The organism is Bordetella bronchialis (genome assembly GCF_001676705.1).
Taxonomy (GTDB): domain Bacteria; phylum Pseudomonadota; class Gammaproteobacteria; order Burkholderiales; family Burkholderiaceae_B; genus Bordetella_C; species Bordetella_C bronchialis.
In genome coordinates, this window is record NZ_CP016170.1 from 1,351,700 (window position 1) to 1,368,835 (window position 17,136).

Genomic DNA, 17,136 nt, shown 5'->3' on the forward strand with positions numbered 1-17,136 from the left:
CCCGTGCCGCGTGGATCATATTGATAGTAGGTGCTTCCAGATCCGCACCATTCTATACGAGGGGCCATGGGCCCGCGCGGCCAGCGCGGCCCGGCCCTGTCGGCGCCCGGGCGACGCCACGCCTGCGGCTCAGTCGTCGCTTTTCGGGTCCAGCCCGGGAAAGAGCACTTCGGTGTAGCCGAGCTTGGTCAGGTCCGTCATGCGGGTGGGATACAGCCGGCCGATCAGGTGGTCGCATTCGTGCTGTACGACGCGCGCATGGAAGCCGCTGGCTTCGCGCTCTATCAGCTTGCCCGTGGGGTCGTAGCCGGTGTAGCGGATGGACGTGTAGCGCGGCACCAGTCCGCGCAGGCCTGGCACCGATAGGCAGCCTTCCCAGCCGTCTTCCCTGTCGTCGGACAGCGGGGTGATGATGGGGTTGCACAGGACGGTCTGCGGCACCGGCGCCGCGTCGGGATAGCGTTCGCTGCGCTCGAACCCGAAGATGACCAATTGCAGGTCCACGCCAATCTGCGGCGCCGCCAGGCCGACGCCGTTCGCGTGCTTCATGGTGTCGAACATGTCCTGCACCAGGGCATGCAGTTCCGGGGTATCGAACTCGCGGACGGGGGCGGCCACGCGCAGCAGTCGCGGGTCGCCCATCTTCAGGATGTCGTGGATCATGGCTTGTGTTTCCAGGAAGGGAAGGCACGGCATTCTAGGGGCGCCGGCGTGCCATTCCCGCCGCGGGGGCGAAACTCGGATCAATGGTCCGGGCGCGTGCGCCGCTTGCCGCGGCCGGGGCGAAGCGAGGGCGCGCACCGGCCGCCTTCCCGCCGGGCGCGCTGCCTTCGGCGCGCGATCCGGCCGGGATGCTAGTCGTTCTGCGTGCCTTTCTGGATGAACTCGATCTTGTAGCCGTCCGGATCCTCGACGAAGGCGATCACCGTGGTGCCGTGCTTCATCGGGCCGGCCTCGCGGGTGACCTTGCCGCCCCGTTCGCGCACGCGGTCACAGGCTTCGTAGGCATCCGGTACGTCGATGGCGATATGGCCATAGGCGTTGCCCAGGTCGTAGCGTTCGGTGTCCCAGTTGTGCGTGAGCTCGAGCACCGCGCCGTCTTTTTCGTCCTGGTAGCCGACGAAGGCCAGCGTGAACTTGCCGTCCGGGTAGTCCTTGCGGCGCAGCAGGCGCATACCCAGCACATTCGTATAGAAATCGATGGAACGGTCCAGGTTGCCGACTCGGAGCATGGTGTGGAGCAGTCGCATGATGGTTTCCTTTGGGTGCGGGGGAAGGTCCTTATTGTAGTAGCGGGCCGGCAAGCGCGACGGAACCTATCGGTCAGCGTGCGCACACATTGCGCCGCCGTGCGGTGCGCGGCTCAGCCTTGACAGGCAGTACACCATCGGAGACGAAATGCAGTCGTGGAAACGTGAGCTGGCGGCTATCGCGCTGCTGGCCGGTATGGTTCCGTCCAGCGCCCTGGGCCAGGACGCGCAAAGCGCATATCCCCAGCGCCCGCTTACGCTCGTGCTCGGCTATCCCCCCGGGGGCAACAACGACTTCCTCGGCCGGCTTCTGGCCCGCCATATGGAGGGGCACCTCGGGCAGAAGGTGATCATCGATTACCGGCCCGGCGCGGCCAGCAATATCGGCGCCGAAGCCGCCGCGCGCGCGACCCCGGACGGCTACACGCTGTATCTCGGCGGGCGGCCCAACACCATCCACAAGGTGATCTACCCCGATTTCAAGTACGACTTCGCGCGGGATCTGGCGCCGGTGGGACTGGTGGCCACCACGACATACGTGATGGTGGTCGACAATGCCGCGCCCATCGCCAACGTGCAGGACTTCATCGCGCTGGCCAAGGCCTATCCGGGGGGGCTGACCTGCGCCTCGGGTGGCACCGGTACCACGGATCACCTGCTTTGCGAGCTGCTGCAGCGGGACGCTCGCATCGCCCTGGTGCACGTGCCCTACCGCGGCAGTGCCGGCGCGTTCAACGACGTCATGGGCGGTCGGGTGGATATGTACATCACGCCGCTGGCTTGCGCCTTGCCGCATATACGCGCGGGCAAGCTGCGCGCCATCGCCGTGATGTCCAACGCCCGGGCGTCGGCGCTGCCGCAGGTTCCTACCATCGCGGAGACCGGATACCCCCGCCTTGCCCTTGGGGCATGGTATGCCTTGATGGTGCCGGCGGGCACGCCGCCACCGGTCGTGGCGCGCCTGAACGGCGTCATTAACAAGGCCCTTGCGGATCCGGTCTTGCAGGATGCAATGACGCATCACGAATACGGGCTGCCGGCCACGCCCAACACGCCGGAATCCCTGGGACGGCTCATCACCGAAGAAACCGAAAGGTGGACCGCGATCCTGACCCGGCCGAATCTCGCGCCGGCCCCGCCGGATGCGCGTCTCCCGTAGGGGTAGGTTCTTCCGGCGGGTATCGGTGGCACACGTCATCAGTTAGCTCCGCGATTTCTTTACTCTAACGTCGCCGCTGCGGAACCCGCGCCCGGCGGTAGGTACACACTCCGCCGCAGTCGACTGTACATGGGCTGTTTGCAATCCATGTCAATGACCGAACAGTACGAACGGAGACAAGATGCACTTCTGCTCACGGGAGCTCGCCGCGGTTGCGTTGCTAAGCGGTGCCATTCCATTCTGCGCCATGTCCGCCGATACCGAGACGACATATCCGCAGCGTCAAATCACGCTTGTCATCGGGTTCCCGCCGGGCGGGGGTGCCGAGGCGCTTGCGCGGTTGCTCGCCAAGCATATGAGCGACGAGCTCGAGCAGAGCGTGATTGTCGACTTCCGGCCAGGCGCGGCTGGCAACATCGCTGCAAGGGGCGTCGCCCGCGCGCAGGCGGACGGATACACGATTTATCTCGGTTCTCGTCCTAATACGATCCATAAGACGATGTATCCCGGATTGGACTATGACTTTTCGCGCGATCTGATCCCGATAGGCCTTGCTGCGACCATGCCCTACATCATTACCGTAGGCAAGGACACCCCACTGGCAACCGTACAAGATATCGTCGCGCTGGCGAAAGCCTATCCCGGGGCCCCAACATGTGCTTCCGCTGGCGTGGGTACAAGTGACCATCTGCTTTGCGCCTTGTTCCAACAGGAAACAGGCACGGACATAGCGCATGTGCCTTACCGCGGTGGTCTTCAGGCCTTTACGGACGTTATTGGCGGCCGCGTAGACATGCGTTTCGCCCCGTTGCCCGCGGCGCTTCCGCACATCGTTGCGGGAAATGTGCGTCCTATCGCGGTGATGTCCAGATCGCGCGTTCCCGCTCTACCGCATACTCCGACTATCGCCGAGGCGGGTCTTCCTAATCTCGCCCTCGATTCTTGGTATGGGTTGATGGCGCCGGCAGGTACCCCGCCCCAAGTGATTGCGCGATTGAATCAATCGATGAATACAGTACTCGCCACGCAGGAAATGCAGGAAGCGCTGCTTCACCAGGCCTATATTCCCCCACCCCCGGATACGTCAGCCGCTTTTGGCGCCCTGATCGCCGAGGAAACCGTCAGGTGGACGGAAGTGCTGCGCCAGCGCAACTTCGTCGCGGCGCCCGCCGGTAAGCCCACCGACGAAGCGGGCGCAAGGCCATGACGTACGGGACTCTATGCCGCATCCTTCCGCCAGCAAGAGTCTCCGCCGCTCCCGCCGCTTACGCGGCGATGGGCAGTTCGCTCAGTGCCTGTCCCATTGCCTCCACGGCGCGCGACATGTCGTCCGGCGTGATGGCGCCGATGCAGCCGACGCGGAAGGTCGGCTCCTCGGTGTTATAGAAGTTGCTGATCACGAACCCGCGCCGCTTCAGCCCGTCGACGAAGCCCTGCAGGGTCCATCCCGGGACCGTGGGCGCCTGGACATTGACGATGATAGGCCCCTGCAGCTCGGTGGGCAGGTAAGGTTCCAGTCCCAGCGCCCGCACGCCGTCGTACAGCGTGCGCTGGTTGACGGTGTAGCGGGCCAGCCGCGCGGCGCGGCCTTCCTGGCGATGCAGGTCCATGGCCACCGACAAGGCCGCCAAGGTCGGTGCGGGCGGCGTGAAACGCGCGCCGCCGTTGGTGGTCTTGCCGTGCTCGTGGATGTCGGCAAGATCCAGCGACCAGCTGCCGGCGTTGCCCCGCGACGCTTCCAGGCGGTCTATGCGGCAGACCGCGAAGGCCGCGCCCGGCGGGCCTTCCAGGCATTTGTTGGACGTCAGGACGACGGCATCCACGGCGGGCAGGTCCGAAACGTCCAGGGGCAGTGCGCCGAAGGCGGATACCGCGTCCACGATCACCCGCCGCCCCAGCCCGCCGGCCACCTGGGCCAACAAGGGGACATCGTGGCAGATGCCGCTGCCCGTCTCGCTATAGACCAGGCCCACGTGGGTGATGCGGGGATCGTCGCACAAGGCTTCGGCCAGTGCCGCGGCCTGCGTGCGCTCGCGCGATCCCACGGGCAAGGGGACCACCGTGCGGCCGGCTTCGCTGGCCAGCCGCCGCAGGCGGGCCGCGTAGGCGCCTGTCTGGGGGATCAGGATCTTGCCGGCGGCTGGCACGAAGGTGCGTACCGCGGCTTCCAGCGCGAAATGCCCGCTGCCGGACAGCGGCAGCGCCACATGCGTCTCGGGCGTGCCGCCGGCCACTTCCCGTATGTCCGCGCACAGTTTGCGCACGATGGCGCGAAAGTCGTTGTCCCAGGGCGCATAGTCCTGCGCCAGGGCCTGCTTGACGACATCCGCCGTGGTGACTGGGCCTGGTGTGAGCAATAGCATGGCTGGCTCGCGGAGTGGGTCGCGGGGATCAGAACCGGGGAAGCATGGCGGGGTCATGGCGCCGCAGGACATCGCGCGCCTGCTGGTAGTCCGGCAGGATGTGGCCGACCTCGGTCCAGAAATTCGGGCTGTGGTTCATCTCGCGCAGATGCGCCAACTCGTGCGCGATGACGTAATCGATGATAGACGGCGCGAAATGGATCAGGCGCCAATTCAGCATGATGTTGCCGTCGCTGGTGCACGATCCCCAGCGCGTGGCGGCCGACGACAGGCGCCAGCGCCGGATCTTCAGCCCGCTGGCCTGCAGGAAGTACGCCAGCCGGGCGCCGAACCAGATGCCCGCGCGCTGCTGCAGCCAGGCCTGGGCCGCATCGCGGATGCGCGAGGCCGCCGCGTCGGCGGGAAGGGCCAGGCGCAGCACGTCGCCGTCGCAGGGCGCATCGGCGTCGCCCGCCAGGGCGGCATGCCGCTCGCGCGAGCCCAGTTCCAGGACCACGCGCTTGCCCAGGTAGGGCAGTTCGCCGCCCGCACGCCATTGGGTCTGCGACAGCGCCAGCTGTTCCCGGCGCTTGTGCCAGTCGCGCAGTTTGGCCAGGATCCATCCGGATTTCTCGACCACGGCTTCGTCGATCTGGCGCAGCGTGACCCAGTTCGGCGCGGTGACGCGCAGGCCGTCGTCGCTGATGACGAAACCTATGGTGCGCCGGCGCGACCGCAGCAGCACGAAGCCGATGTCTTGCTGTGGCGTCGCCACGACCCGCCAGCGCGCATTGGGCGGCAGGCTGGGCGGGCAAGGGGTAGCGACCAGGAAGGGACTGGCGGACGACGGTTTCAGGTCGAAGCGGTCCGCTGCCTCGGGCTCATGCCGGTCGGGCGGGGAAGGCGCGGCCGGTAGGGACGGAAAGGAATGCGACTCGGAAGGCAATCCGGAAGGCGACTCGGGAGCGCCGCCGCCCGTATCGCCAGGCGGCGCATCGAACAGCAGTTCCAGCTGATTATTCCGAGACATACCTTTCAGGGTTGAGGCGGCGCATTTCGCCTTCGATCCAGTCCTGGACCTCTCGGTTCAGGGCTTCCGCGGTCTTGCCTTGGGATTCTATCGCGGGGCCGATGGAAACGGTGATCAGGCCGGGGCGTTTGATGAAAGCGTTGCGCGCCCAACACTCGCCGGCATTGTGCGCGATGGGAATGACCACGCTGCCGGTACGCGAGGCCAGCAGCGCGCCGCCCATCTTGAAGCGGCCCGCCTTGCCGGGGGCGATGCGCGTCCCTTCGGGAAACAGCAGAGGCCAGCGGCCTTCGTTCAGGCGGCGCTGCCCCTGGCGCACGACCTGTTCGAAGGCGTCGCGGCCCTTGCTGCGGTCGATCGGGATCATGCGCAGCAGTCCCAGGCCCCAGCCGAAAAAGGGCACCCAGTGCAATTCGCGCTTGTACACGAAACACACTTCGCGCGGCATGAAGCCGGGGAAATACAGGGTTTCCCAGGCCGACTGGTGCTTGGACAGCAGGATGGCCGGGCCGTCGGGCAGGTTCTCCCAGCCGCGCACCTGCCAGCGTATGCCGCAGATCGCGCGGGCGCCCCAGATCGCCAGGCGCGGCCAGCCCACCGTCAGCCGATAGCGCCAGTGCAGGGGCAGCGGCGCCCACAAGAGGCAGGCCAGCGCGTACGGGACGACCGTAACGCTCAGGAAAACCAGATACAGCAGCGAGCGCAGGAAATTGACGGCCTTCATGCGGCGTTGTCTTCCAGCAGCACGTCCACCACCGCCGCCAGGTCATCGGCGACTTGCGTACCGGCCGGCAGTTGGCCGGAGGCCAGGGTCTTGGGCCCGTTGCCCGTCTTGACCAGCCAGGGCGCGCAGCCCATGGCGGCGCAGGCCTGCAGGTCGCGCAGCGAATCGCCCACGGCCGGCACGCCGGTCAGGTCGACGTCATAGCGCTCGGCGATCTGTTCGTACATGCCCGGCAGGGGCTTGCGGCAGCGGCAATTGTCCTCGGGCAGGTGAGGGCACAAAAAGATGGCGTCGATCGCGCCGCCCGCCTGGGCGACTTCGCGCCGCATCTTGGCATGGATGGCGGTCAGCGTGCTCATGTCGAACAGCCGGCGGCCCAGGCCGGACTGGTTGGACGCGACGACGACGGTCCAGCCGGCCTGGTGCAGGCGAGCGATCGCCTGGATCGAACCGGGCAGCGCGATCCATTCTTCGGGCGATTTGACGAAGGCGTCGCTGTCCTGATTGATGACGCCGTCGCGGTCTAGGATGATGAGCTTCACTGGGCCAGCCGGGAAATGTCTGCGACCTTGTTCATCAAGCCATGGAGCCGGCCCAGCAAGGCCAGGCGGTTGGCGCGCACGGCCGGGTCGTCGGCCATGACCATGACGTCGGCGAAGAATGCGTCCACCGGTTCGCGTGCCTGGGCCAGGGTGCTCAGGCTGCCGGCGAAGTCTCCCGCCTCGAACTGCGCCTGCGCGCTCGGGCTGAGGCGTTCGATGGCCTGGGCCAGCGCGCGCTCCGCGGGTTCCACCAGGCGCGCCGCGTCGACGGCGCCGATGTCGCCTTCCGCCTTCTTCAACAGGTTGCCGACCCGCTTGTTGGCCGCCGCCAGGCTGGCGGCCTCCGGCAGCGCGCCGAAAGCCGTGACGGCGCGCACCCGCGCGGCCACCTGGTGCAGCGGCGGCGTCAGGGCGATCACCGCGTCCACGGCGTTGCGTTCGAAATCGGCGGCCAATTGATTGCGGTAGCGTTCGTAGATGAAGTTTTCGACCTCCGCCAGCACGCTATCGGCGATCCTGCCCGGGCCGAAGCTGTCGGCCGCCAGGCGCAGCACGCCTCGCAGCGCCAGCGGGCCGTCTTCGCTGGGTTTGAGCCAGCCACCCGCGGCCAGGTTCTCGAAGGCGCTGATCAGTCCCAGGGCCGCGCGGCGCAGGCCGAAGGGATCGCGCTCGCCCGTCGGCGCCAGGCCGATGCTCCAGATGCCCACCAGCGTTTCGGCGCGCTCCGCGATGAACAGCGAGGCCATGGTCAGGCCCGCGCGGTCCACCGGCGCGTCCAGCCTGTTGCGGTACTGCTCGCGCAGCGCCCGCACCACGTCCGGGGATTCGCCATCGGCTTCCGCATAGTAGGCCCCCATGATGCCTTGCAGCTCGGGGAATTCGCCCACCATCTGGGTGCCCAGGTCGGCCTTGGCCAGCAGGGCGGCGCGGTCGGCGGCCTGGGCGTCGGCGCCCAGCGCCCGCGCCACGCCGGCGGCGATGGCGCGCACGCGCTGCACGCGTTCCAGCTGCGTACCCAACTTGTTGTGATAGACGATGCTGCCCAGCTGTTCCACGCGCGCGGCCAGGGGCGTCTTGCGGTCGGTGTCGAAGAAGAACTGCGCGTCGGCCAGGCGCGGCCGCACCACGCGCTGGTTGCCCTCGACAATATTGACCGGATCGGCCACGTGCATATTGCTGACGATCAGGAAGCGGTGCGTGAGCTTGCCTGTATCGGGCGCGAACAGGGGAAAGTACTTCTGGTTCAGGCGCATCGTCAGGATCAGGCATTCCTGCGGCACCTGCAGGAAGCGCGGCTCGAACTCCCCGACGTAGACGGTGGGATGTTCGACCAGGGCCGTCACTTCTTCCAGCAGGGCGGGGACGTCCGGGTCGTCCCCCAGCGTGGCGCCCAGCTTTTGCGCATGGGCGTCCAGCTGGCGCGAGATTTCCTCGCGCCGCGCGTCGAAGGATGCAATCACGCGCCCAGTCTCGGCCAGCTGGCCCGCGTAGGCGTCGGCATCGCGCAGGACGATGTCGCCTTCGCTCATGAACCGATGGCCCTGGGTGGCGCGGCCGGCGGCCAGGCCCAGTGCGGCGATGTCCACCACATCGGCGCCGAACAGCGCCACCAGGCCGTGGGCCGGCCGCACGAACTTGACGGTAGTGAGCCCGTCGGCCAGCTGATAGCTCATGACCTTGGGAATCGGCAGGCCGGCGATCGCGCCATCCAGCGCCTGTTGCAGGCCTTCGGCCAGGTGTGCGCCGGGAGCCGTGCCGCGTGCCACCAGATAGTCCTGCTTGCCGTCGGATTCGCGCGCCAGCGTCGCGGCGTCGGCCGCGTCCAGGCCCTTGGCGGCCAGCTTCTTCAGCAGCGCCGGGGTGGGGCGGCCTTCGGCATCCAGGCCCACTTTGACCGGCATGAGTTTTTCCGCGTAGGCCTGGTCGGGCGCCTGGGCCAGCACCGCGGACAGGTGCACCGCCAGCCGCCGCGGCGTGGCATAGGGCTGCACCTGGCAGCCGGCGGCCAGCAGGCCGCGCGCCTCCAGGCCCTGGCGGATGCCTTCGGCGAAGGCCACGCCGAGCTTGCGCAGCGCCTTGGGCGGCAGTTCTTCGGTCAGCAGTTCGACCAGCAGGGGGCGGATGTCGCTCATTGCGCGGCCTCCGCGGCGGCACGGCCGCTGAGCATGGGGAAGCCCAGGCGTTCGCGCGAATCGTAATAGGCCTGCGCGATGGCGCGCGACAGATTGCGGATGCGGCCGATATAGGCGGCGCGCTCGGTCACGCTGATGGCGCCGCGCGCATCGAGCAAGTTGAAGGTATGCGCGGCCTTGAGCACCGCCTCGTAGGCCGGCAGGGCCAGCGGCACTTCCATCAGGCGCTTGGCCTCGGATTCGTAGTCATTGAAATGCGCGAACAGCATATCGGCCGAGGAATATTCGAAGTTATAGGTGGACTGTTCCACCTCGTTCTGGTGGAAGACGTCGCCATACTTGACCGGCAGGCCGTCCGGCCCGACGGTCCAGACCAGGTCGTAGACGCTCTGTACGTCCTGCAGATACATGGCCAGGCGTTCCAGGCCGTAGGTGATTTCCCCCGTGGTGGGCGTGCAGTTCAGCCCGCCGACCTGCTGGAAATAGGTGAATTGCGTCACCTCCATCCCGTTCAGCCAGACTTCCCAGCCCAGGCCCCAGGCGCCCAGGGTGGGGTTTTCCCAATCGTCCTCGACGAAGCGGATATCGTGCCGGGTCGGGTCGATGCCCAGCGCCTTCAGCGAACCGATATACAGGTCCAGGATTTCCGGCGGGGCCGGCTTGAGCACCACCTGGTATTGATAGTAATGCTGCATGCGGTTGGGGTTTTCGCCGTAGCGGCCGTCCTTGGGGCGGCGCGAGGGCTGCACATACGCGGCGCGCCAGGGTTCCGGCCCGATGGCGCGCAGGAAGGTGGCCGTGTGCGAGGTTCCCGCCCCCACTTCCATGTCATAGGGCTGCAGCAGCGTGCAACCCTGCTTGTCCCAGTATTCCTGGAGTTTGAGGATGATTTGCTGAAAAGTGAGCATGGTACAGGGGGAACCGCCCGGAGGGCTGCCTTAGGGAAACCCGGCATTTTACTGGAGGCGGCACGGCCTGCCGGAAAATCGCCGCCGCCGTTGGTCGTATCATTCCATTTCCGCGGCAACCGCGGGCCCGCCGGCCCCGCGCGCCGCCCCATCGGAAGGAGAACAACGCCATGGCCGACCTGATCGAGGTGGCGCTCGTCGACGGTATCCAGACCATTACCATCAACCGTCCCGACGCCCGTAACGCCATCAACCTGGAAACCGCGCAGGCCATGGCCGCCGCGCTGGAGGAACTGGACAACAACCCGGCTGCGCGCATCGGCATCCTGACCGGCGCCAACAACACGTTTTCCTCCGGCATGGACCTGAAAGCCTTCGCCCAGAGCGGCGAGCGGCCCCTGATTCCGGGGCGCGGCTTCGCCGGCCTGAACGAAGCGCCGCCGAAGAAGCCACTGATCGCCGCCGTGGAGGGCTATGCGCTTGCCGGCGGCTTCGAGATGGCGCTGGCCTGCGACCTGATCGTGGCCGCGCGCGACGCCAGGTTCGGGCTGCCGGAAGTCAAGCGCGGTCTGGTGGCCGGGTCCGGCGGGATGCTGCGCCTGCCGCGCCGCCTGCCCTACCACATCGCCATGGAAGTCATCCTGACGGGCGACATGCTGGACGCCGAGCGTGCCCATGCCTATGGCCTGGTCAATCGCCTGTCCGCGCCGGGGGAGGCCCTGCAGGACGCCATGGCCCTGGCCCGCGCCATCGTGGAGAACGGCCCCCTGGCGGTCCAGACCGCCAAGAGCATCGTCTCGCAGGCCGTGGATTGGGATCAGGCCGGCATGTTCGACCGGCAGCGGCCCCTGATCGCCCATATCTTCACTTCGGCCGATGCCAAGGAAGGCGCCACGGCCTTCGCGCAGAAGCGCAAGCCCGTCTGGCAGGGCAAATGATCCGTCCGGGCGGACCGTGCCGGCAGTCCCGGCGCGCCCGTCCTATACTCTGGCCGCGGTCCCGCCGGCCGTCACCGCTCAACACCCTTACCGCTACCGTACGTCATGACCGTCATCAAGGAAGAAGATTTCATCCAGTCCATCGCGGATGGCATCCAGTTCATCAGCTACTACCATCCCGTGGACTATATCCGCCACCTGGCGCGCGCCTATGAGCGCGAGGAAAGCCCCGCGGCACGCGACGCCATCGCGCAGATCCTGACCAATTCCCGCATGTGCGCCGAGGGCAAGCGGCCGCTGTGCCAGGATACCGGCATCGTCAACGTCTTCCTGAAAGTCGGCATGAACGTGCGCTTCGAGACGTCGCGCAGCCTGCAGGAGCTGTGCGACGAAGGCGTGCGCCGCGGCTATACCAACCCGGACAATCCGCTGCGCGCCTCCGTGCTGGCCGATCCGCTGTTCGCCCGCCGCAATACCAAGGACAACACGCCCTGTATCGTGAACGTCGAACTGGTCCCCGGCGACAAGGTCGATGTCCAGCTGGCATCCAAGGGGGGCGGTTCCGAGAACAAATCGAAGTTCGCCATGCTCAATCCCAGCGATTCGCTGGTGGACTGGGTGCTGAAGACGGTACCGACGATGGGCGCCGGCTGGTGCCCGCCCGGCATGCTGGGCATAGGCGTCGGCGGCACCGCTGAAAAAGCCGTCCTCATGGCCAAGCAGGCGCTCATGGACGACATCGATATGTATGAGCTGCTGCAGCGCGGCCCGCAGAACAAGCTCGAAGAGTTGCGCATCGAGCTCTACGAAAAGGTCAACGCGCTGGGTATCGGCGCGCAGGGCCTGGGCGGCCTGACCACCGTGCTGGACATCAAGATCGCCACCTTCCCGACGCACGCGGCCTCGCTGCCGGTGGCCATGATCCCCAATTGCGCCGCCACCCGGCACGCGCACTTCGAGCTGGACGGCAGCGGTCCCGCCCGCCTGACCCCGCCGTCGCTGTCCGAGTGGCCGGACGTCCGCTGGGCCCCCGATTACAACAAGTCGCGGCAGGTCAACCTGGATACCCTGACCAAGGAAGAAGTCGCCAGCTGGCAGCCGGGCCAGACCCTGCTGCTGTCCGGCAAGATGCTGACCGGCCGCGACGCCGCGCACAAGCGCATCCAGGACATGCTGGCCAAGGGCGAGACCCTGCCGGTGGATTTCCGCAACCGGGTGATCTACTACGTCGGTCCCGTGGATCCCGTGCGCGACGAAGTCGTGGGCCCCGCCGGCCCGACCACGTCCACGCGCATGGACAAGTTCACCGACATGATGCTGGACAAGACCGGGCTCATCGCCATGATCGGCAAGTCCGAGCGCGGCCCCGTCGCCATCGAGGCCATCCGCAAGCACCAGTCGGCCTATTTGATGGCGGTGGGCGGCGCGGCCTACCTGGTCAGCAAGGCCATCCGCGCGGCCAAGGTGCTGGCCTTCGAGGACCTGGGCATGGAAGCGATCTACGAGTTCGAGGTCAAGGACATGCCGGTGACGGTCGCCGTGGATGCGCAGGGCACTTCGGTGCATACCACCGGTCCGCGCGAATGGCAGGCCAGGATCGGCAAGATCCCCGTCGCGGTGGCATAACCGACGTGGCCCGGCCGCCGGCCGTGCCGGTCGGGCATGGCGGGCGAGCGGCGGCACGGGCGTCGCAATGCCCGGCAAAGAATTGCGCGCTGAAATTACGGTCCGGGAAATGGCCGCCGATCTACACTCTGCCGCTTTGGAGACCGCGCCATGGCGGACAGATCATCGCTGGGCTACACCGCGGCTTACCGCGATCCCGTCGGCGGCGGTTACCCGCTGGGCAACGGCTACCGCGGCTATCTGCCGCATTTGATGCGGTTCGGCGCGCCGGATTCGCGAAGTCCGTTCGGACGCGGCGGCTTGAACTGCTACGCCTATTGTGCCGGCGACCCCGCCAATCGGCGGGATCCCTCCGGCCACATGAATGTCCCCGGCGAGATAATGGAGGACGTCGAGCGGTCCTTGGCGCATCCGGCCGAAGAGATCCGCGCCCGGGACGAGCCTGCCGCCAGGGAAGAACCCGCGGCCATGGACGTACCCATCGCGGCGGAGCAGGCCCGGGCGGCCGCCGCCGTGGAAGCGGACCGGCCCGGACCGTCCCGCAGGACAGCCAGGCCTGCCCGGGCATCCGCCGCACGTCGCGACGAGTGGGGACCGGCGTTCGATACGCACTGGTCAGGAAAGTACGGTGCCCACGAAGGCAGGGTGGCGAGCGCGCTCGCCGACTTGCGGGAAACCGTCGTCACGCTGGAAGACGATTTGTACGACCTGGAGGACCAGCTGGTGGTTCACTCCATCGATCCCCGCCGGAAAGACGTGCGCACCGCCTACGACAGGGTGCGGTTCGCGCTTCGCGTGGCGAAGATGAAAGAAGCCACATTGCCTGCGATTTCCATGGGGCTTCCCGGTATCCGGAGGATATATCTCGGAAACCGGCGAGCCGAGCTTGGGGAGCGCCTTACCGGCCTGGACCGCCTGCTGACGAAACTGGCGGACCGGTATTTCGCGGCCGCACCGGCAGAGGAAGGGCCTTCGGCGCTGCGCGATGCGCTGATGGCCGACGATGACGAGTGAGCCGGAATGCGCGCGGCCGCTGGATCCTGGCCGTCGTTAGACGTCAGCGGTGCGGCGCGGGCGCATCCCCGCCAGGCAATATTCCGATGTCCTGGCCGCCGCAACGGGCCAGCAACGTGTCCAGCGCTGCCCCATCCAATGTCATGCCGGGCGCCAGGTCGCGCAAGGGCGCCAGCACGAAGGCGCGTTCCCGCATGCGGGGATGGGGCAGCGTCAATCGCGGAGTGTCCATGCGGACGTCGCCATAAAGCAGCAGGTCCAGGTCCAGGGTGCGCGGCGCATTGCGGTAGGGGCGTTGGCGGCCGTGCCGCAGTTCCAGCGCCTGCAGCGCATCCAGCAGCGCCAGCGGGGCGAGCGTGGTGGCCACCCTTGCCACCGCGTTGACGAAGTCCGGACCGCTCGCATCGACGGGAGCGGTACGGTAGAAAGGCGAGGCGACGCAATCCTGGATTCCGGGTATCGCCGCCAGTTCGCGCAGGGCCTGGCGCAGGGTCTGGGCGCTGTCGCCCAGGTTGGCGCCCAGGCCGATATAAGCGATGGCCTGTCCCGCCGGGACGGCGCATGGCGTGGCCGCGCCGCTGCCCGTTGCCGCCATGGCCTTACTCGTCGTGGCCGTGCGTGACGGCGACGGGTGGCCGGCCATCGCCTCCGCTGCCACCGCTGCTGCCACGCCGGCGCGACCGGCGGCGGCGCGGCGGAACGTCTTCCTTGGTGCGCGGGGCGCGGGATGCCTCGTCTATCATCTGGGCGCGCGTGATGTCGTCGGCATTGGCCAGGTCCATCCACCACTGCGCCAGCACGCTGTCGAACTCGCCGGCGGCGGCCCGTAATTGCAGGAAATCGCAGGCGGCACGGAAGCGCGGCTGTTCCAGCATCCGGTAGATCGTCTTGCCCACGCGGCGCTCGAAGCGCGGCTGCATGAACCAGATTTCCCGCATGTCCGAGGAAAAGCGCCGCTGGATGGCGAGTTTTTCGGTTTGTTCGTCCAACACCGAATCGGCCGCCTGCAGCAGCGCCGGTATCGGCAGCTCGCCCTGTTTGCAGAGCTCCCGCCAGCGTACTTCGACCTGTTGCCACAGCAGCGCGGCAAACAGGAAGCTCGGGCTGATGGTCTTGCCCGCCCGCACGCGGGCATCGGTCCGTTCCAGCGCCAGTTCGACGAAATGCTCGCCCTGGGGCTGTTCCAGCACCACGTCCAGCAAGGGCAGTACGCCATGGTGCAGGCCCTGCGCGCGCAACTGCCGCAGGCAGTCCATGGCATGTCCGCAGGTCAGCAGCTTGAGCATTTCGTCGAACAGGCGCGAGGCGGGCACGTTCTCGATCAGGCTCGCCATGGCCCGGATGGGCGCGCGCGTTTCCTCGTCGATGGTGCCATTCAGCTTGGCGGCGAAACGCACGGCGCGCAGCATGCGCACCGGATCCTCGCGGTAGCGCCTGGCCGGATCGCCGATCATGCGCACCACGCGCTTCTTCAAGTCGGCCACGCCGTTGTGGTAGTCGATGACCACCTCGCTCAGCGGGTCGTAATACAGGGCATTGAGCGTGAAGTCGCGGCGCGCCGCGTCCTCTTCCTGGCTGCCGAAGACGTTGTCGCGCAGGATGCGGCCGTGTTCGTCGGTTTCCTGGTCTTCGGAGGCGGGCGCGCGGAAGGTGGAGGTTTCGATGATCTCCTGCCCGAACACTACGTGGACCAGCTGGAAGCGGCGGCCGATGATGCGCGCGCGCCGGAACAGCGGGCGGATTTCCTCCGGCGTGGCGTTGGTGGCCACGTCGAAGTCCTTGGGCTCGATGCCGACGATCAGGTCGCGCACCGCGCCGCCGACGATGTAGGCCTCGAAGCCCGCTTCGCGCAGGACTTCACAGACCTTGATGGCATGCCGCGATACGTTGCGGCGATCGATGCCGTGGCGCTCTTTCGCGATACGTTGCGGGCCGCGCGCCGGGAACAGCCGGGCGACGAACTTTCTTATGGTTTCCGTGATCATCGAATTCAGGACTTCGCATCTTCCATGTGAACGAACAGGTCCAGCACCTGCCATCCTTTCGCTTGCGCGAGTTGTCGCAATGCAGGGCTGGGATTGGTCGCCACCGGGCGCGTGACCGCTTCGAGCAGCGGCACGTCGTTGATCGAGTCGCTATAAAAAAACGTTTCGGAAAAATCCGCAAGGGCCAGGCCCATTCCGGCCAGCCATTCGTTGACCCGGACCACCTTGCCCTCCTTGAAGCTGGGCGTGCCGGCGATGCGGCCGGTGTAGCGGCCGGCGACGTATTCGGGCACGGTGGCGATCAGGTGCGGTACGCCGAAGGCCCGGCTGATGGGGGCGGTGACGAAATGGTTGGTGGCCGTGACGACGGCGCACAGGTCGCCGGCTTCCAGGTGCTGCGCCACCAGGCGTATGGCGCGCGCCTCGATGGCGGGACGGATGACCTGCGCCATGTAGTCCTCGTGCCATAGCGCCAGATCGTACGGAGTATGGGCGGAGAGCAGCCCCAGCATGAACTCGGCCGATTGCTCGGCGGTGAGTTCGCCGCGGTTGTAGCGCGCCATCAGCTCTTCGTTGCGGGCGCGCGCTTCGTCCGGGTCGCCGGCGCGGCCGGTGCGGGCCAGGAAATCCGCCCACTGGTAGTCGCTATCCAGGGGCAGCAAGGTGTGGTCGAGATCGAAGAGGGCCAGGCGTGCAGCAGTCATGAGGTAGGGGTATCCGGGTCCGCCAGCATTGCGCGCAGCAGCGGTATGGTCAGGGGCCGGCGCGTGGCCAGCGAATAGCGGTCCAGGGCGTCCAGCAGCGCGGCCAGGCGCCGCATGTCGCGCTCGTAATGGGTGAGCATCCAGTTGATGACTTCCGGTGCCAGCTGCAGACCTCGTTCGGCGGCCTGCGCGGAGAGCGCCGCCAGTTTGTCGGCATCGGACAGCGGATCCAGCCGGAACACCAGGTCCCAGCCCAGGCGGGTACGCAGGTCTTCGCGCAGCGGCATGGCCAGCGGCGCGCGGTCGCCCGCGACGGCCAGGGCGAACGCATGCTGGGTCGCCGCCGATTCGCGCCAGCGATTGTACAGGGCAAACAGGGCGGCCTGCCCGGTGTCGTCCATGCGGTGCAGGTCGTCCACCGCCACGATGGCGGGCATGGCGTCCGTGGGGTGCGCCTGGGCCAGGCCGGCCAGTTCCGCGCCGGCATCGCGGGCGCCGATATAGCGGCCTCCCGGCGCGCCGGCGATGGCGCGCAGCAGGTGGCTGCGCCCGCAGCCGGCCGGGCCCCACAGGTACAGCGCGTGTCCGGGCGCCAGCCGGCGCGCCGCATCCAGCGCCTGCCCGTTCGGCCCCGCGATGTAGTTGCCGAGCGAGGGCGCCGGCTCGGGAAGGACGTCTAGCAGCAGCTGGCGGTTCATTGCGATCGGGCGGGCGCACCGGTGCCGGCGGGCCGGGCGGCGCGGCACGGATTCCCGCGGTGGAAAGTCCGTTCAGGCGCCGGT

General features: G+C 67.5%; 17 protein-coding genes and 1 pseudogene. 6 read left to right on the forward strand and 12 right to left on the reverse strand.

Translation table 11 applies throughout. From position 1 onward, the window contains the following. Positions 1 to 129: 129 nt before the first annotated feature. Both def and gloA read right to left on the reverse strand, forming a co-directional pair. The gene (def, locus tag BAU06_RS05985; RefSeq protein ID WP_066345514.1) at positions 130 to 663 is read right to left on the reverse strand and encodes a peptide deformylase; all 534 of its coding nucleotides are present in this window, start codon (positions 661 to 663) and stop codon (positions 130 to 132) included. 191 nt (positions 664 to 854) lie between these two features. Then, on the reverse strand, positions 855 to 1,250 hold the full coding sequence (gloA, locus tag BAU06_RS05990; protein WP_066345516.1) for a lactoylglutathione lyase: 396 nt from the start codon (positions 1,248 to 1,250) through the stop codon (positions 855 to 857). A gap of 148 nt (positions 1,251 to 1,398) precedes the next feature. On the opposite strand from gloA, the gene BAU06_RS05995 reads away from it, so the two are divergent. Both BAU06_RS05995 and BAU06_RS06000 read left to right on the forward strand, forming a co-directional pair. Then, complete coding sequence (locus tag BAU06_RS05995; protein ID WP_066345518.1) at positions 1,399 to 2,409, forward strand: Bug family tripartite tricarboxylate transporter substrate binding protein; 1,011 nt, start codon at positions 1,399 to 1,401, stop codon at positions 2,407 to 2,409. 181 nt (positions 2,410 to 2,590) lie between these two features. After that, a complete protein-coding gene (locus BAU06_RS06000) occupies positions 2,591 to 3,616 on the forward strand; it encodes a Bug family tripartite tricarboxylate transporter substrate binding protein (protein WP_066345524.1) in 1,026 nt (341 codons plus the stop codon). A 58-nt stretch (positions 3,617 to 3,674) separates the two neighbouring features. Here the strand turns inward: BAU06_RS06000 and BAU06_RS06005 are convergent, their stop codons facing one another. Genes BAU06_RS06005 through glyQ form a run of 6 tightly spaced genes read right to left on the reverse strand, consistent with a single transcriptional unit; the run spans position 3,675 to position 10,087 of the window. Further along, positions 3,675 to 4,772: a 2-aminoethylphosphonate--pyruvate transaminase gene (locus tag BAU06_RS06005; protein ID WP_066345525.1), complete on the reverse strand. Its 1,098-nt coding sequence runs from the start codon at positions 4,770 to 4,772 to the stop codon at positions 3,675 to 3,677. A 28-nt stretch (positions 4,773 to 4,800) separates the two neighbouring features. Continuing rightward, positions 4,801 to 5,781: a M48 family metallopeptidase gene (locus tag BAU06_RS06010; protein ID WP_082988010.1), complete on the reverse strand. Its 981-nt coding sequence runs from the start codon at positions 5,779 to 5,781 to the stop codon at positions 4,801 to 4,803. Next, positions 5,768 to 6,505, reverse strand: a complete 738-nt coding sequence (locus tag BAU06_RS06015) for a lysophospholipid acyltransferase family protein (protein ID WP_066345527.1) — start codon at positions 6,503 to 6,505, stop codon at positions 5,768 to 5,770. The genes BAU06_RS06010 and BAU06_RS06015 overlap by 14 nt, the downstream gene beginning before the upstream one ends. Then, positions 6,502 to 7,047, reverse strand: a complete 546-nt coding sequence (gmhB, locus tag BAU06_RS06020) for a D-glycero-beta-D-manno-heptose 1,7-bisphosphate 7-phosphatase (RefSeq protein WP_066345532.1) — start codon at positions 7,045 to 7,047, stop codon at positions 6,502 to 6,504. The genes BAU06_RS06015 and gmhB overlap by 4 nt, the downstream gene beginning before the upstream one ends. Beyond that, positions 7,044 to 9,179: a glycine--tRNA ligase subunit beta gene (gene glyS / locus BAU06_RS06025; RefSeq protein WP_066345535.1), complete on the reverse strand. Its 2,136-nt coding sequence runs from the start codon at positions 9,177 to 9,179 to the stop codon at positions 7,044 to 7,046. Before glyS ends, gmhB begins: the two co-directional genes overlap by 4 nt. After that, positions 9,176 to 10,087: a glycine--tRNA ligase subunit alpha gene (gene glyQ, locus BAU06_RS06030; protein WP_066345538.1), complete on the reverse strand. Its 912-nt coding sequence runs from the start codon at positions 10,085 to 10,087 to the stop codon at positions 9,176 to 9,178. The genes glyS and glyQ overlap by 4 nt, the downstream gene beginning before the upstream one ends. Positions 10,088 to 10,257: 170 nt before the next feature. On the opposite strand from glyQ, the gene BAU06_RS06035 reads away from it, so the two are divergent. From BAU06_RS06035 to BAU06_RS06045, 4 genes and pseudogenes are all read left to right on the forward strand, one after another. Continuing rightward, the gene (locus BAU06_RS06035) at positions 10,258 to 11,025 is read left to right on the forward strand and encodes a crotonase/enoyl-CoA hydratase family protein (RefSeq protein WP_066345540.1); all 768 of its coding nucleotides are present in this window, start codon (positions 10,258 to 10,260) and stop codon (positions 11,023 to 11,025) included. A 105-nt stretch (positions 11,026 to 11,130) separates the two neighbouring features. Continuing rightward, entirely contained in the window at positions 11,131 to 12,651 is a 1,521-nt protein-coding gene (locus BAU06_RS06040) for a fumarate hydratase (RefSeq protein ID WP_066345544.1), read from the forward strand. Positions 12,652 to 12,801: 150 nt separating this feature from the next. After that, positions 12,802 to 12,951 (forward strand): annotated as a pseudogene (locus BAU06_RS26990) (RHS repeat-associated core domain-containing protein); the annotation flags it as partial. 81 nt (positions 12,952 to 13,032) lie between these two features. Further along, a complete protein-coding gene (locus tag BAU06_RS06045; protein ID WP_231934141.1) occupies positions 13,033 to 13,665 on the forward strand; it encodes a hypothetical protein in 633 nt (210 codons plus the stop codon). A 43-nt stretch (positions 13,666 to 13,708) separates the two neighbouring features. Here the strand turns inward: BAU06_RS06045 and BAU06_RS06050 are convergent, their stop codons facing one another. From BAU06_RS06050 to hda, 4 genes are read right to left on the reverse strand one after another with little or no spacing between them, the layout of a single operon-like run. Beyond that, on the reverse strand, positions 13,709 to 14,260 hold the full coding sequence (locus BAU06_RS06050) for a 2-amino-4-hydroxy-6-hydroxymethyldihydropteridine diphosphokinase (protein ID WP_066345546.1): 552 nt from the start codon (positions 14,258 to 14,260) through the stop codon (positions 13,709 to 13,711). Positions 14,261 to 14,264: 4 nt separating this feature from the next. Beyond that, the gene (gene pcnB / locus BAU06_RS06055; protein ID WP_066345547.1) at positions 14,265 to 15,650 is read right to left on the reverse strand and encodes a polynucleotide adenylyltransferase PcnB; all 1,386 of its coding nucleotides are present in this window, start codon (positions 15,648 to 15,650) and stop codon (positions 14,265 to 14,267) included. Positions 15,651 to 15,655: 5 nt separating this feature from the next. Continuing rightward, positions 15,656 to 16,354 (reverse strand): HAD family hydrolase, encoded by a 699-nt coding sequence (locus BAU06_RS06060; protein ID WP_066345553.1) that lies wholly within the window; start codon positions 16,352 to 16,354, stop codon positions 15,656 to 15,658. Beyond that, complete coding sequence (hda, locus tag BAU06_RS06065; RefSeq protein WP_066345554.1) at positions 16,351 to 17,052, reverse strand: DnaA regulatory inactivator Hda; 702 nt, start codon at positions 17,050 to 17,052, stop codon at positions 16,351 to 16,353. Before hda ends, BAU06_RS06060 begins: the two co-directional genes overlap by 4 nt. Between the last annotated feature and the right edge of the window lie 84 nt (positions 17,053 to 17,136).